General features: G+C 61.9%; 12 protein-coding genes. 7 read left to right on the top strand and 5 right to left on the bottom strand.

The window, feature by feature from the left end; all coding sequences use genetic code 11:
- Window positions 1-175: 175 nt before the first annotated feature.
- Window positions 176-2,458 carry an NADP-dependent malic enzyme gene (locus HWX91_RS06675; protein WP_028198600.1) on the bottom strand — a complete coding sequence of 761 codons (2,283 nt, stop codon included), beginning with the start codon at window positions 2,456-2,458 and terminating at the stop codon, window positions 176-178.
- Window positions 2,459-2,760: 302 nt separating this feature from the next.
- Entirely contained in the window at window positions 2,761-3,996 is a 1,236-nt protein-coding gene (locus HWX91_RS06670; RefSeq protein WP_028198599.1) for an MFS transporter, read from the bottom strand.
- A gap of 366 nt (window positions 3,997-4,362) precedes the next feature.
- On the opposite strand from HWX91_RS06670, the gene HWX91_RS06665 reads away from it, so the two are divergent.
- The gene (locus tag HWX91_RS06665) at window positions 4,363-5,049 is read left to right on the top strand and encodes an orotate phosphoribosyltransferase (protein WP_028198598.1); all 687 of its coding nucleotides are present in this window, start codon (window positions 4,363-4,365) and stop codon (window positions 5,047-5,049) included.
- 108 nt (window positions 5,050-5,157) lie between these two features.
- On the opposite strand, the gene HWX91_RS06660 is transcribed toward HWX91_RS06665, so the two are convergent.
- On the bottom strand, window positions 5,158-5,847 hold the full coding sequence (locus tag HWX91_RS06660) for a response regulator (protein ID WP_028198597.1): 690 nt from the start codon (window positions 5,845-5,847) through the stop codon (window positions 5,158-5,160).
- Window positions 5,848-6,113: 266 nt separating this feature from the next.
- Here HWX91_RS06660 and HWX91_RS06655 point away from each other — a divergent pair, with 266 nt between their 5' ends.
- The 6 genes from HWX91_RS06655 (at window position 6,114) to HWX91_RS06630 (ending at window position 12,837) form a co-directional block, all read left to right on the top strand.
- Window positions 6,114-6,716, top strand: coding sequence for a YbhB/YbcL family Raf kinase inhibitor-like protein (locus tag HWX91_RS06655; RefSeq protein WP_028198596.1), 603 nt, complete (start codon window positions 6,114-6,116; stop codon window positions 6,714-6,716).
- A 68-nt stretch (window positions 6,717-6,784) separates the two neighbouring features.
- Complete coding sequence (locus HWX91_RS06650) at window positions 6,785-7,366, top strand: flavodoxin family protein (RefSeq protein ID WP_028198595.1); 582 nt, start codon at window positions 6,785-6,787, stop codon at window positions 7,364-7,366.
- Window positions 7,367-7,643: 277 nt separating this feature from the next.
- A complete protein-coding gene (gene argC, locus HWX91_RS06645) occupies window positions 7,644-8,591 on the top strand; it encodes an N-acetyl-gamma-glutamyl-phosphate reductase (protein ID WP_028198594.1) in 948 nt (315 codons plus the stop codon).
- A gap of 488 nt (window positions 8,592-9,079) precedes the next feature.
- The gene (locus HWX91_RS06640; RefSeq protein ID WP_028198593.1) at window positions 9,080-10,492 is read left to right on the top strand and encodes a DUF2957 domain-containing protein; all 1,413 of its coding nucleotides are present in this window, start codon (window positions 9,080-9,082) and stop codon (window positions 10,490-10,492) included.
- Window positions 10,493-10,592: 100 nt separating this feature from the next.
- Window positions 10,593-11,840 (top strand): DUF2957 domain-containing protein, encoded by a 1,248-nt coding sequence (locus HWX91_RS06635; RefSeq protein ID WP_028198592.1) that lies wholly within the window; start codon window positions 10,593-10,595, stop codon window positions 11,838-11,840.
- A 172-nt stretch (window positions 11,841-12,012) separates the two neighbouring features.
- Window positions 12,013-12,837 (top strand): OmpW/AlkL family protein, encoded by an 825-nt coding sequence (locus tag HWX91_RS06630; protein ID WP_028198591.1) that lies wholly within the window; start codon window positions 12,013-12,015, stop codon window positions 12,835-12,837.
- A 292-nt stretch (window positions 12,838-13,129) separates the two neighbouring features.
- Here HWX91_RS06630 and HWX91_RS06625 read toward each other — a convergent pair whose 3' ends face one another.
- Both HWX91_RS06625 and HWX91_RS06620 read right to left on the bottom strand, forming a co-directional pair.
- Window positions 13,130-13,765: a LysE family translocator gene (locus HWX91_RS06625; protein WP_028198590.1), complete on the bottom strand. Its 636-nt coding sequence runs from the start codon at window positions 13,763-13,765 to the stop codon at window positions 13,130-13,132.
- A gap of 68 nt (window positions 13,766-13,833) precedes the next feature.
- Window positions 13,834-14,703 carry an NAD(P)-dependent oxidoreductase gene (locus HWX91_RS06620; protein ID WP_028198589.1) on the bottom strand — a complete coding sequence of 290 codons (870 nt, stop codon included), beginning with the start codon at window positions 14,701-14,703 and terminating at the stop codon, window positions 13,834-13,836.
- Between the last annotated feature and the right edge of the window lie 87 nt (window positions 14,704-14,790).

Raw genomic sequence — 14,790 nt, 5'->3', positions numbered from 1 at the left:
CGAATCGAATAGGACCAGTCTTAAAGCTCGTTTATCGACTTAAGAATCCTTCAGACAAACGCTCATTCAATTCAGAACGTGCAAATAAAAAGCGCCACGGAATCTGCTTCCGTGGCGCTTTTGCTGGCTTATCGCGAACGCCGCGATGCGGCGTCGCTTCGACATCAAATCATCATTACTGCGCGCTCACCCGCTTGCGTGCATTGGCCGAGGCCACTGCCGTCATGTTGATGATGCGGCGCACAGTCGCGGCCGGTGTCAGGATGTGCACCGGCTTTTCCGCGCCCAGCAGGAATGGACCGACCGTCACGCCTTCGCCGCCAACCATCTTCAGCAGGTTGTACGCGATATTGGCTGCTTCGACGTTCGGCATGATCAGCAGGTTCGCTTCACCGCTCAGCGTCGTGCCAGGGAACGCAGCCTTGCGGACCATTTCCGACAACGCCGCGTCGCCGTGCATTTCACCGTCGATCTCGAGCGAAGGCGCACGTTCAGCAATCAGCTTGCGCGCCGCAGCCATCCGTTGCGACGACGCCGACGGCGCGCTGCCGAAGTTCGAATTCGACAGCAATGCGACCTTCGGCGTGATGCCGAACTTTTCGATTTCGCGCGAAGCCAGCATCGTCATGTCGGCGAGCTGTTCGGCGGTCGGCGTTTCGTTCACGTACGTATCGCAGATAAACAGGTTGCGGCCCGGCAGCATCAGCAGGTTCATCGCGGCGAAGTTCTGCACGTTGTCCGCTTTGCCCAGCACCTGCTCGATGAATTTCAGATGCGTGTGGTACTGGCCAATCATCCCGCAGATCATGCCGTCTGCTTCGCCGAGGCGCACCAGGATCGCGCCGATCAGCGTATTGAACTTGCGCATCGCGGCCTTCGCGACGTCCGGCGTCACGCCTTCGCGCGCGCCGAGTTCGTGGTATGCCTGCCAGCATTGCTGGTAGCGCGGATCGTCTTCCGGATCGACCACCTCGAAATCTTCACCGCACTTCAGCTTCGAGCCCATCTTCTTCAGACGCATCTCGATCACCGACGGACGGCCGACCAGAATCGGCTTGGCGATCTTTTCCAGCAGCACGAATTGCGCGGCACGCAGCACGCGCTCGTCTTCACCTTCGGCGAACACGATACGCGCCGGCTCGGACTTCGCCGCCGCGAACACCGGACGCATCACCATGCCGGTGCGGTACACGGTCGTGCCGAGTTCTTCGCGATACGCGTCCATGTCCTTGATCGGACGGGTTGCGACGCCCGAATCCATCGCGGCTTGCGCAACAGCCGGCGCGATCTTGATGATCAGACGCGGATCGAACGGCTTCGGAATCAGGTATTCCGGGCCGAATTCGAGCGAGTGGCCTTCGTAGGCCTTGGCGACTTCATCGCCCTGATCGGTTTCTTCGGCCAGTTCAGCAATCGCGCGCACGCACGCGAGCTTCATTTCTTCCGTGATCGTGGTTGCGCCGACATCCAGCGCGCCACGGAAGATGAACGGGAAGCACAGCACGTTATTGACCTGGTTCGGATAGTCCGAACGACCCGTTGCGATGATGCAGTCCGGGCGCACCTTCTTTGCTTCTTCCGGACGGATTTCCGGTTCCGGATTCGCCAGCGCGAGGATCAGCGGTTGCGTGCCCATTTCGGCGACCATTTCCGGCTTCAGCACGCCGGCGCTCGAGCAACCGAGGAACACGTCGGCGCCACGGATCGCGTCGGCCAGGGTACGCGCTTCAGTGTTCGCCGCGTAGCGTTCCTTCGAGGGATCGAGATTGCCGCGACCTTCGTAGATCACGCCCTTCGAGTCCGTGACCAGCACGTTCTTTTTCGACAGACCCAGATTCACCAGCAGATCCAGACACGCGATGGCCGCCGCGCCAGCGCCCGAACACACCAGCTTCACTTCGTCGAGCTTCTTGCCGACCACTTTCAGGCCATTCAGTATCGCCGCCGAGGCGATGATCGCGGTACCGTGCTGATCGTCGTGGAAGACCGGAATCTTCATGCGCTCGCGCAGCTTCTTCTCGATGTAGAAGCATTCCGGTGCCTTGATGTCTTCAAGGTTGATGCCGCCGAGCGTCGGCTCGAGCATGGCGATCGCTTCGACCAGCTTGTCCGGATCCGACTCGGCGAGTTCGATGTCGAACACGTCGATGCCGGCGAACTTCTTGAACAGGCAACCCTTGCCTTCCATCACCGGCTTCGCGGCGAGCGGGCCGATGTTGCCGAGACCGAGCACGGCCGTGCCGTTCGTGATCACGCCGACGAGGTTGCCGCGCGAGGTGTACTTCTGCGCGTCGAGCGGTTCGTCGTAGATCGCCATACAGGCCGCGGCGACGCCCGGCGAGTATGCAAGCGACAAGTCGAGCTGGTTCGACAGCGGCTTGGTGGGCGTGACCGAAATCTTGCCGGGTTTCGGATTCTGGTGGTAGGCGAGAGCGCTTTGCTTAAGTTGTTCGTCCATTTTTTAACCTGCGAGACGTAAGTAATTGGGCCCGGCACACTGCCCCGTGGCGGCGCTTCGCGTCTATCGAATGGATAATCGACGGCGGCGGTTTTCGCGTGCGCCGGTTGGGCGCAGCGTCGAACCTCGGCGGAGCGCAAGACGGTGCGGAGTGCTACGCGGGTCGATCAGTGTACACCCCGAACGAGTCGATGCACTGACTGGTTAACGCGGCTCGCCACCAGCGAAACAGGCGCCGGCAATGCTGCGGCGCCGCATCCAGTGGCCATTCCGCTCACCGCTGCGAGGGCGTCGAGCACACGTCATTCGAGTTCGGCGCCGCGTCGTTCGGGAATCAGAAAAAGCGTTGCGAAGACGTCGAGTAGATAAATCGACGCGAGCAAAACGAGCGCGGCGCCGAACGAATAGCGCGCGGCCAATGCGCCTACGACCACCGGCCCGAAACCGCCGACCGCCCGGCCGACGTTGAACAGTACGTTCTGCGCGGTGGCCCGCGCATCGGTGGGATAAAGCTCGGAAATCAGCGCGCCGTAGCCACCGATCATCCCGTTCACGAACACGCCCATTGCCGCGCCGCCGATCAGCAGCGCCATCGGCGTTGTCAGATGCGCGTAGACGAATACCATCACCACCGCGCCCACCTGGTAGAACAGGAACGTGGGCTTGCGGCCGAACCGGTCGGCGGCCATGCCGAACAGCCAGATGCCAGCCGCCATGCCGAGAACCGTCACGGCTGTCCACACACCGGATTTGGTCAACGAATAACCGAAGGTCTTCGACAAATAGCTCGGAAGCCAGATCATCAGCCCGTAATAGCCGAAGTTCTGGACTGAACAGAGAATCGCCACGCCGATGCTGGCGCGCGTGGTGCGTGCGTCGGCCACCAGCAGCTTGAGCGGCAGCTTGCGCATGCCACGCGCAACGCGTTCGGTGAACAGTGCCGGTTCCTCAACGCTGCGCCGCACGAAAAACGACACCACGGCAGGCAGCAGTCCAAGCGCGAACATACCGCGCCAGCCAATCATCGGCAGCAGCAGCGGCGTCAGCAACGCGGCCGCCAGCACTCCAAGCTGCCATCCCAGCCCGACATACGACGACACGCGGGCCCGTTGCGACGCGGGCCACGCTTCGGCCACCAGCGTCATGCCGATGCCGAACTCACCGCCCAGACCAATGCCGGCGATGGTTCGATAAGCCAGCAGGTCGGTATAGCCTTGCGCCAACGCACAGAGGCCGGTGAATATGGCAAAGATCAGAATCGTCCACGTCAGCATCCGCACGCGGCCAAAATAGTCGCTTAAAACGCCAAAAATCAGGCCGCCGGCGACAGCCCCAATCAAGGTCCACGTCACAAGCGAACCTGCTTGTGCTGAACTCAGATGCAGATCCGCAGCAATGACCGGCAACATGAAACCGAGGATCAGCAGATCGAAGCCGTCCATCGCGTAACCGAGCACCGACGCGATCAGCGCGCGTCCCGCATAGCCACGCCTGGCGGGTTCACAGGTCTCGGTGGCAGAAGAAGAAGCGGCAGTCATTGAAAGCATTCCGTAGGACATGGCGACGGCCAACGTGCAAGGCCGCCAGGAAATTCGCGTGAGTGTAAAGGTGCCCCAAGCCGCTCACAAGCAAGCCATAAAACCGGCGCCCAGCCAACCCTGAAAGTCCCGTTCAGCGTGGCCGTTATGCCCGTCATTCGCGGCGAATGCACACGACAGCCTCCTCGGGAGGGGCCATTTCGGGTAAAATGTCGGGCTACGCGCGCAGCAAAATCGCAGTTAAACCGGCCGGCCTGTACTCCACCGACCGGCCGCGTATTCCGCCCATCATGGCGCGGATACCCCGCTTGCTGCGCCACCGGGCTTCGCGCCCGCTTCTCCTCGCTCACACCCAAGGATCCGCCCATGACAGGCTTCGATCGCCAGACGATCTCCGACACCACCGCCAAGATGCTGCTGGAAGTGCAAGCAGTGCACTTCAACGCGGAGAAACCGTACATTTTCACGTCCGGCTGGGCGAGCCCGGTTTATATCGACTGCCGCAAGCTGATCTCGTATCCGCGCGTGCGCCGTGGCCTGATGGAAATGGCCGAAACCACCATCCTGCGCGACGTCGGCTATGAACAGATCGACGCGGTTGCGGGTGGCGAAACCGCCGGCATCCCGTTCGCGGCCTGGCTCTCCGACCGCCTGATGGTGCCGATGCAGTACGTGCGCAAGAAGCCGAAGGGTTTCGGCCGTAACGCGCAGATCGAAGGTCTGCTGACGGAAGGGCAACGTGTACTGCTGGTCGAAGATCTGACCACGGACAGCCGCAGCAAGATCAACTTCATCAATGCGCTGCGCACCGCCGGCGCAACGGTGAACCACTGCTTCGTTCTGTTCCACTACAACATCTTCAAGGAAAGCGTGTCGGTGCTGAAAGACATCGACGTCGATCTGCACGCGCTTGCCACGTGGTGGGACGTGTTACGCGTCGCCAAGGCAAATAACTACTTCGATACCAAAACGCTCGACGAAGTGGAAAAATTCCTGCACGCACCGGCCGAATGGTCGGCGGCTCACGGCGGCGCCAACGCAACGCCGCAGTAAGCGCAGCCGCTTAATGCGGATGGAATAAAAAAGCCGCCTGTCTCATCGACAGGCGGCTTTTTTCATCGAGTTCGCATGGAGTTCGCCTGGCGGGACGAATGGTCGCGGCTAGGCCGCACTGCCGGTATCGTCGGCCGAGTGCGAAGACAGATTCAAGAGGCCGTTGCTCTGCGCGTACTGGAACAATTCCGAATCGCGATCGATCCCGAGTTTGCGCATCGCCGTATTCTTCTGCGTGCTGATCGTCTTGATGCTGCGATTAAGGTGCTCCGCGATCTCCTTGATCGTCATACCGGAGACAAACAGACGCACCACCTCGAGCTCGCGCCGCGACAGCATCACGTCGTCGTTCTTGCCGCCGGCATTCATGCGCAACGTGTCGAGCGACGCCTTGACGGACGGACTCATGTATTCGAGGTTGCGGCTGACGTGCTGCACCGCGAGCCCGATATGGCTCAGATCGTCCGATTTGTTGACGACCGAGGTCACCCCGAGTTCGCTCAGCCGCTTGAGCAGCGCGGCGTTTTCCAGCATCGTCAGCACGACAATGGGAAGGTCCGGGAAATTGCGCCGCAGATAGCCGATCAGCGGCAGGCCGTCGCCGTACTGGCCGCCAGGCATGGCCAGATCCGTGACGAGCACGTCGCACGCAACGGTCTGCAGCACCTTGATCAACTCGGTTGACTGTCGCGCGCGCGCGACGACCTGCAGACCTGGAAACTTGAGCAACGCTTGTTCGGCGCCGAACAGAATCACCGGATGGTCGTCAGCGACCACGACCCTGACTGGATCTTGCATTGCCCTCCCCTCGACAGATAAACCGCTCTCCAAAACTTCCGACATACCTTTCTATTCTTGGTACTTGAATTGACCGAGTGCGCGGTCTGTATTCGCGCGGACAATTCCTCCGACTATAGCCGATTTCACGTCCACCAAACCCGCCGGCGGCAACAATGAGCCGTCGCAAAGCGAATGTTAGACTTGAATCGACCTTGGGGCACAAAATAGGGACAATAATCCTCGCGAGGACAACCGCCTCGCGCCCCTGACAGGAGAACCGGCACATGCGCTCGCGTTGCCTGGTTGTTTCGCTTGCTTCGCTGTTCCGCCGGATGCCGTCCTTCACCTGCGCGATGCTGGGTCTTGCGCTATTCGCGGCGCATATCCCACACGCACTCGCCGAGGACGTGTTCACACTGACCAGCACCAGCTTCCATGCGGGTGGCGCCGTGGATGCGGCGCAGGTTTTTAATCAGGATGACTGCCAGGGCGGAAATCGCTCGCCACAATTGACGTGGCGCAATGCGCCGGCCGGCACGCGCAGCTTCGCGATCACGATCTTCGATCCGGATGCACCCGGCCGCGGCTGGTGGCACTGGGCCGTGGCAGGCATTCCGGCCACCGTCGGCAGCTTGCCGGAGAACGCCAGCGCATCGGGCTTCCTGAAGAAACTCGGCGCGCTCGAGGCACGCAACGACTTCGATCTCGATGGATACGGCGGCCCTTGCCCGCCGCCCGGCAAACCGCATCGCTACATCATCACCGTCTATGCGCTGAGCACCGCGGACCTGCGCCTCGCACAAGGGCGCCCGGCGCTCATGTTCGATCATGAGATCAGCACCGCCACGCTTGGCAGTGCGCGGATGGTGGTCAACTACGGACGGTAGCGGCGCCATCAACTCGCCACGCGCCGCTGCTATCCTTAGCTCTCTTTTTCAACTTGCCGGAGAATGCCATGTCGAAGATCGTCATCGTTTATCACAGCGGCTACGGCCATACGAAGAAAGTCGCGGAGGCGGTGCTGGCCGGTACGCTCGAAGCCGGCGCGGACGCGAAGCTCCTGCCGGTCGGCGAGATCGACGACGCCGGCTGGGCAGAGCTGGCGGCCGCGGACGCCATCATCTTCGGCGCGCCGACGTACATGGGCGGGCCGTCCGCCGATTTCAAGAAATTTGCCGACGCGAGTTCGAAACCGTGGTTCGGCCAAACCTGGAAGGACAAGATCGCCGCCGGTTTCACCAATTCTGCGACCATGAACGGCGACAAGTTCTCGACGATCCAGTACTTCGTCACGCTGGCAATGCAACACAGCATGATCTGGGTCGGCACCGGCATGATGCCGTCAAACACCAAGGCGGCCACCCGTAACGATCTGAACTACGTAGGCGGCTTTACTGGCCTGCTGGCGCAGTCCCCGGCGGATGCGTCGCCGGAAGAAGCACCGCCCGCGGGCGATCTGGAAACGGCGCGGATGTTCGGCGTGCGCATTGCCGGCGCTACGGCAAGATGGAAAGCGGGCGCGCAAGCAGGCGTTTGATAGCACGGTTCCATAGACTCGCCCCGCGTGGCGGTCTCACCGCCACGCGCGCGATGCGCGCGCCGCAGCGCTTCCCACGTATCGTCAATTTGCGCGGAACCGGCCTGCATCGGCGTGCATCTGCCGCATAACCCGTCATGCCGATGTCACTTTCAACGCGCATCGTCGTTTTTTAACCCCGCTTTGCACACCTTTTGCACAGCCGTCGCTATCAGGTCTTAAAATAGCGTTCCGGCGCGGTGTCGCGCCCCGTTTCCAGTAAGCCAGTGAGATCGAGATGAGCACGAAAGTTTTTGTCGACGGACAGGAAGGCACGACCGGCCTGAAGATTTTTGAATACCTGTCGCAACGCGCCGACGTGGAGATCCTGCGTATCGAAGAAGCGAAGCGCAAGGACCTCGAGGAGCGCCGTCGTCTCATCAATGCATCGGACGTCACGTTCCTGTGTCTGCCGGACGTCGCTTCGCGCGAGTCGGCCTCGCTGGTCGAAAACGATCGCACCGTGCTGATCGATGCGAGCACGGCGTTCCGCACGTCGGCCGACTGGGCCTACGGCCTGCCCGAACTGGCTCGCTCGCAACGCGAGCGGCTGCGCACCGCGAAACGGATCGCCGTGCCGGGCTGCCACGCATCGGCCTTCGTGTTGGCCATGCGTCCGCTGGTCGAAGCCGGCGTCGTGGCGCCGGACTTCGCCGCGCACGCGTACTCGATCACGGGTTACAGCGGCGGCGGCAAGAAAATGATTGCCGACTACGAAGCAGGCGGCAACGACAAGCTCAAGAGTCCGCGCCCGTATGCACTCGGCCTCACGCACAAGCATCTGCCGGAGATGGCGGCGCACACCGGCCTGAACTCGGCACCGGTATTCACGCCGATCGTCGGTGACTTCTACAAGGGTCTCGCGGTCACCACCTTCTTCTCGCCGAACCAGTTGGCCAAGAAGACCACGCCGCAAGACGTGCGCGCGCTGTTCGCCGAGTACTACGCGGGTGAAGCCTTCGTGCACGTAGCACCGTTCGATTCCGAGGCGAATCTCGACGGCGGTTTCTTCGACGTGCAAGCGAACAACGACACCAACCGCGTCGACCTGTTCGTGTTCGGCAACGAAGAGCGCTTCGTGACCGTCGCGCGCCTCGATAACCTGGGCAAGGGCGCATCGGGCGCGGCCATCCAGTGCATGAACCTCGCCATCGGCGCCGCCGAAGAAGCCGGCTTGAAACGCTGAGCAAGTTCGAGATACAGACGTCTTCCACTGCCAATCCACTGAAAGGCCGGTCTTTACAGACCGGCCTTTTTGTTTTAAAAAACCTGCCCGCCAAACTCCTCTTTTGCCGTTAATCAGTAGTAGCCCGCATTACTTTAAAAAGAAAATCGGAATGCTTACCAGCCGACGGTAATTCATTCCCCAAATCGACCCGTCCTGCATAGTTTTCCGCATAGGGAAACTCCGGATTTTTTCTCGAACGGTCGTTCGAAGAAGATAGAGCCATTTTGCTGTAACGCTTGCCTGGCAAGGGCGTGCAGCGAAGCAACGGTACGACTGTGGAAGCGAAAATTCCTTTTTTGTTTAAAAGGGCTCCGAAGTCCCGCGTAGTGTGCGTCCGACAAAAAATGTCCTGTTTGAATCGATCTTTTTAGACGGCTCATTCAATTGACAGGCATTAAACGCGCAGCGAAATTAGTTCGCACAATTACATGAAGGGAGACAGCAGCATGTCGTACGCCATTATTCGAGGCCTGGCGATGGCCATCGCTACGACGCCGTTGCTTATTGCTTGCGGCGGCGGCAAGGCCAGCGATCCCGGCACGATCAATGCCCCGCAATGCTCGGGCTCGAGTTGCGGCGTGCAGGGCCCGCCGGCCACCGGCGCCGCCGCGGCCCCGCTGTGCCCCGCTACCGCGGACATTGGGAAGACCACCTTTCTCGGTGGCGCCGGCAGTGGCGAAGTGGTGCAACTGAACATCAACGCGACGGCGATGACGTACACGCTGAAGTGGCTCGAATCGCCGATTCCGTTGCGCACGGGTCAAGTCACGCCGACGCGTGCGGGCACACAGATCACGGGCGCCGTGATCCACCCGCCGACCGGCGCGCTGCCGACCGCCGAACAAATACGCTGCGCCTTCATTCTCGGCGCAGGTACCGGCACCGCCGCCGGTGACGGTCAGCCTTACACGACACCCGATTTCGTCAATAACCCGAATCCCCCGATGATCCTCGTCGGTCAGGGCGTGGCTGGTGGCGGCATCCCGGGTGCGACGGTGCAGTTCAGTGGCCTGAACCTCGGCCTGCTCGGCTCGAACGTCGGCGCGGTGCCGAATCGGCATTTTGACTTCTATCCGTTTCTTGGTTTCGCGAGCACGACGACCGATATCACCAAGCTGCCAGGCACGTACAACGGCCTGCTTTACCACCTGACACCGTCGGGCAACTACGCGACGGTCGCGACCAACACGGTCGAAACGTTCGACGCCAGCGGCACCTGTACGAGCAGCAACGCCGCGAATCCGAATTATTCGCCAAACGCCGGCGGCTGCCTCACCACCGGCGATCCGTTGACGCTGAACAGCAATGGGTATTTTGATAGTCAGAAGGCCCCGCAGATCGTCGCGCAGTTCAAGCTCCCGGTTCTGGGCCCAACCGGCAAGTCCGGCGTTGCCCACATGATTCTCGGTCAGGTCAACGGCGCCACGGTACCGCTGGTGGTCCGCACCGGTTTTGTCGACACGAGCAATCTGCTGACGGCAAAGGTCGACGACGAGTCCGGCATCGCCATGCTCGCCGCGGCCACGCCGCTTGCATCCGGTGGTTTCGACGGCGGCTACGTTGGCGCGGACTCGAACTTCAAGTACACCGCAACGTTGATCCAGGGTGCAGTCGGCACCTTCATCAATCCGAGCACCTCGTCGGCGGAAAGCGGCTTTGGTCTGGGCTACGGGCTGCCGAGTCCGGGTCTCGTCGGCGTGCAGGACACCAACGGCAAAACCGGCTTTGCGATTGCGTCCGGCGGTCTCTACGCCATCGCCATCCAGGGCGCTGAGAACGGCGGCCTCACGCCGACCTCGGCGAACTCAGATACGCCAAACGCCCCCTACTTCGGCATCGGCGCGCAGATCAGCAAGTAAGGACTGAAGGACCGGCAGTTCGCAGTACGAGACATAAATAGAGCAAAAGGTGGCGGGACAGGGAGCCTGCCACTCACAACGAGAAAATTCTGGAGGCGGTATGAAATGGAGAATCCTTTCGGTGCTCGCTCTTGCAGCACCGTTACTGGGGGCGTGCAGCGGTGGCGGCGGCAATGGCGACGGACCGGTGACCGAAGTGCGTCTGTGTCCTGCGTCGCTCGACTACGGCACGGTGTTCACGGGCGGCGGCGGTGACGGCGAACTGGTCAAGCTGCAGATGGACACAACCAAGATGACGTGGCAAATCAGCTATATCGAATCGCCGATCCCGGCCACCACGGGCACTGTCGCGCCGACGCGCGCCGGCCAGACCGCAAGCGGCACGCTGACCCAGGAAACCCTGCTGCCGACCACCAAGCTGAATCAGTGCGCGTTCCGCCTGAACGGCGCGAGCCTCGACCCGAATCGTCCGGCGCGGATTTTTGTCGGCGAAGGCGTGGCCGGCGGCACGATTCCGGGGGCGGAAATTTCCTTCGCCGGGATTCTCGGCGTAGGCGCGGTGCCCGATACGACGTTCCCGTATTACCCGTTCATCGGCTTCTCGTCGATTGAAACGAACATCGCGAACGTGGCCGGCACCTACAACCAGCTCGGCTATCACCAGGTCCCGTCGCAAAACTTCGCGCCGGTCGCGGTCGATACGAAGATCACGATCAATGCGGACGGTACGTGGACCGAGTGCGACAACTCCGGGGTCAACGCAGGCAAGTGTCAGCAACCGGGTACGAACTTCGCGCAGTCGTCCGACGGCAGCGGGGCTTTCGAAACCGACAACTTCCTCGGCCAGGCTAAACCGACGCTTGCCACGACACCCAAAGCTCGCGGCTACATGATCGTCGGCAAGCTGAAAAATCAGCTGGTGCCGATTCTGGTACGGACCGGCGCAGCGAATTCATCGGTGACGACACCGGTGAACGGCTCACTCGGCCCGTATGCGGACGACGAATCCGGCATCTCGATCCTGGCGCCGCAAAGCGCGATTGCAGTGAACTCGCAGAACGGCGAGTACATCGGCGTGGATAGCCAGTTCGACTATCGCACCACCGCGCTCGAAGGCACGGAGGCCACGCTGCTCGATCCGTTCAACGCCTCGCAGGCATCGCTCGCGACCGCGCTGAATCTGGACTTCACGCAGACCGTGCCGGGTGTGGTGACGACGACGCAAGTGGGTGCTTCGACAGGCACCACGCCGACCGGAAAGATGATCTTCACGGGTGGCGTGTTCGGCTACCTCGATCTGACCAACGCGGCCTCGCCGTACTTCACGATCGGCGCCTTCGTCCAGTAATGGACGCAGCACGCGCTGCCGACACGCAACGAGGCGTTCGTGTCCCGGCTGCCACGCACAGCAAACGCGCGGCAGCCGGCGTCCACCGAATATCCAGCGCAGCGGCCGCGCAGCCCGGCCGCCGTCGCTCGCCGCGCGCATAGAACGCAACGCGCGCCTCAGGAGGAACAACATGAAGAAAATCTTATTCGCGATACTGGCCATCTGCCTGTCGGCCAGCGCGCACGCACAACACGCGGGGGACAACGTCGCCGTACTCGGCTGGTTCCACGTCATGCCGCAGGATTCGAGCACGCCGCTGACCACTAACGTCGCGCCGACACCGATCAACACACCGTTGCGTCTGCCGAACTCGTTCACGTCCAGCGGCACGAGCTTGTCGACCAATACCGCGAATACTGTCGGCCTCGTATTCAGCCATTACCTTACCGACCATATTGCCGTGACGACGGTGGCGGGTGTGCCGCCGGTCTTCAAGATCTATGGGCACGGCACCATTCAGCCGCCGGGTCCGGCGGGCGCGCTCGGTCAACAGAATCTGGGCGATCCGCAGGCCAACCCGATCGTAAAGAGCGTGCGTCAGTGGAGCCCGGCGCTGCTGTTCCAGTACTACTTCAATGAGCCGACGGCCCATTTCAGGCCGTTCGTGGGTATTGGTGTGTCGTATAACTGGTTCTCGGACGTTCAACTGAGCCCGAACTTCGTGAGCGCGACGCAGAACAATCTCGGCTCGGTGCTGGCAGCGGGTGCGGGCAAGCCGGGGCAAACGCAGGTGTCGGCGAAGGCGTCGTCGTCCTGGCAGCCGGTGTTCAATGCGGGTCTCGCCTACAACATCACCGACCACTGGGGCCTCGTGGCATCGGTCACGTACATTCCGCTGAAAACCACCTCGTCGGTCATCATCAAGGCGGCGGACGGCACGGAACTGGGCGTCTCAAAGTCGGAACTGAAAGCCGACCCGATCATCTCGTTCCTCGCGGTCTCGTATAAGTTCTGAGTTCGGCGCAGATGCACCAAAGCCGGCGGCCTCGCACAGGGGCCAGCCGGCTTTGTCTTTTCTGGAAAACCGCGGGAAATTCGGGGCAAAAAAAGCCCGCCTAAGTGGGCGGGCTGAATCCATATCAGAGGAGACATGGAGGAGACAAGACGAACTATAGCAAATGATTTGGTGCGTCGCAACATGCAAATTAGGGTTGACCCTCAGCGTTGCGTAAGTACAACAAATTGTCCCGTGCCTGGCAAGCGGCGTTAAGCGCCACGTAGCAGGCCGCCACTCGCCTATAACTTGCCTAGTGCCGCACAAGCGCCATCATCGCGCCGAAGCCGACGAACACACCACCCGTCAGACGATTGAACGTCCTGGCGACGCTGCGGCTCTTCAAGGTGGCGCCGATCCGCGTGCCGAATCCGGCATACACCAGATACCAGCTCACCTCGATGACCGCCACGGTCGCGACGAGCACGCCGAACTGCGGCAGCTTGGGCTGCGCGGCGTCGATGAATTGCGGCAGCAGCGCGGCGGCGAACAGGATGGCTTTCGGGTTACTGCCGGCCACCAGGAAGCCATTGCGAAATAGCGCGAAGCGCGAACGCACGGGCCTCGCGGACAGTTCCTCGACCGCGCCGGCAGCGCCTTCGTCAACTGGCGTACGCCATGCCTTGATGCCCAGATAGACGAGGTACGCCGTGCCGATCATCCGCAGTGCGTTGAACATGGTCGGCCACGCCGTGAGAAACACACCAAGACCCGCCGCCGACACCGCCAGCATCAACACCAGCGCCGACAGGCAGCCGGCCATGGTTGCGCTGGAACGGCGCAGGCCGTGCCGGGCGCCGTGCGTCATAACCAGCAGCATGTTCGGGCCGGGAATCGCGCAAACAACGAAAACAGTCGCGACGAAAAGCCACCAGGTATGCAGACTCATTGAGCTCAATCCGGAAAAAGATCAGGGCGCCATTATGCCCGTGCGCATCCTGACGCACCCGCGCCCGCTCAGCGCCCTGCCCGCCGTGCCGCGACCTGTCCCAGCACCGCGAAGTCTTTCTCTCCGTCGCCATGCGCCACGGCTTCAATCAGGCTGTCGCGCACCACGCTCGCGATCGGCAACGGCGTCGTGACCGCATCGGCGGCCGCCAGCGCAAGACGCAAGTCCTTCAATCCGAGGCGCGCCTTGAACAGCGCCGGCTCGTAGCGCTGCTCCGCGATCAGTTTGCCGTAGCCCGAATAGACCGGTCCCGGGAACAGGCCGCTCGTGATGACATCGAGAAAATCCTGCATCGCAAGGCCGTGTCCCGTCACGAGCGTAGCGGCCTCGCCGAGCGTTTCAACCGCCGCGCCCAACATGAAGTTCGCCGCGAGCTTCATCACGTTTGCCTGTTGCGGCAACGAACCGATGCGCCAGGTTTTCTGGCCGATGGCGTCGAAAATCGGTTGAACGCGATCGATCGACTCAGCGGGACCGCCCGCCACGATCGTCAGCTTGCCTGCCGCTGCGACGTCGGGCCGCCCCAGCACCGGTGCAGCGACGTAATGGACGCCGCGCGAGGCGTGCGCCGTCGCCAGTTCCTCGGCCAGCGCCACCGAGATCGTCGCCATATTCACGTGGATCAAACCGCGCGGCGCGTGTTCCAGCAGCGCCGCAGTGACGACTTCGCGCAGCGCTGTATCGTCGGCCAGCATCGAGAACACTGCGTCACCAGCAAACGCTTCGGCCGGTGTCGCGACGATCTGCGCACCTGCGTCGGCGAGCGGCCGCGCGCGTTCCGGCGAACGGTTCCACACGCGCACCTGGTGCCCGGCTTTCAAAATGTTTGCAACCATCGCGGCGCCCATCTCGCCGAGACCGATAAAACCGATGTCCATCTGTCGCTCCGTCTTCTAAAGAACTGGCAGTAAAGCACACCCGCGCGACACGTGCAGGACAGCGCGCAAATGAACACGGTGCGATAC

This window comes from Paraburkholderia fungorum (assembly GCF_902833645.1).
Lineage (GTDB): Bacteria > Pseudomonadota > Gammaproteobacteria > Burkholderiales > Burkholderiaceae > Paraburkholderia > Paraburkholderia fungorum.
The sequence above is the reverse complement of the archived record's forward strand: the minus strand, read 5'-3'. Positions and strand labels throughout refer to the sequence as shown.

Coding starts and splice junctions, on each gene's coding strand:
- HWX91_RS06620 (WP_028198589.1), bottom strand. CDS start 14,703: ATGGACATCGGTTTTATCGGTCTCGGCGAGATGGGCGCCGCGATGGTT.
- HWX91_RS06635 (WP_028198592.1), top strand. CDS start 10,593: ATGAAATGGAGAATCCTTTCGGTGCTCGCTCTTGCAGCACCGTTACTG.
- HWX91_RS06660 (WP_028198597.1), bottom strand. CDS start 5,847: ATGCAAGATCCAGTCAGGGTCGTGGTCGCTGACGACCATCCGGTGATT.
- HWX91_RS06670 (WP_028198599.1), bottom strand. CDS start 3,996: ATGACTGCCGCTTCTTCTTCTGCCACCGAGACCTGTGAACCCGCCAGG.
- HWX91_RS06640 (WP_028198593.1), top strand. CDS start 9,080: ATGTCGTACGCCATTATTCGAGGCCTGGCGATGGCCATCGCTACGACG.
- HWX91_RS06675 (WP_028198600.1), bottom strand. CDS start 2,458: ATGGACGAACAACTTAAGCAAAGCGCTCTCGCCTACCACCAGAATCCG.
- HWX91_RS06655 (WP_028198596.1), top strand. CDS start 6,114: ATGCGCTCGCGTTGCCTGGTTGTTTCGCTTGCTTCGCTGTTCCGCCGG.
- HWX91_RS06625 (WP_028198590.1), bottom strand. CDS start 13,765: ATGAGTCTGCATACCTGGTGGCTTTTCGTCGCGACTGTTTTCGTTGTT.
- HWX91_RS06665 (WP_028198598.1), top strand. CDS start 4,363: ATGACAGGCTTCGATCGCCAGACGATCTCCGACACCACCGCCAAGATG.
- argC (WP_028198594.1), top strand. CDS start 7,644: ATGAGCACGAAAGTTTTTGTCGACGGACAGGAAGGCACGACCGGCCTG.
- HWX91_RS06630 (WP_028198591.1), top strand. CDS start 12,013: ATGAAGAAAATCTTATTCGCGATACTGGCCATCTGCCTGTCGGCCAGC.
- HWX91_RS06650 (WP_028198595.1), top strand. CDS start 6,785: ATGTCGAAGATCGTCATCGTTTATCACAGCGGCTACGGCCATACGAAG.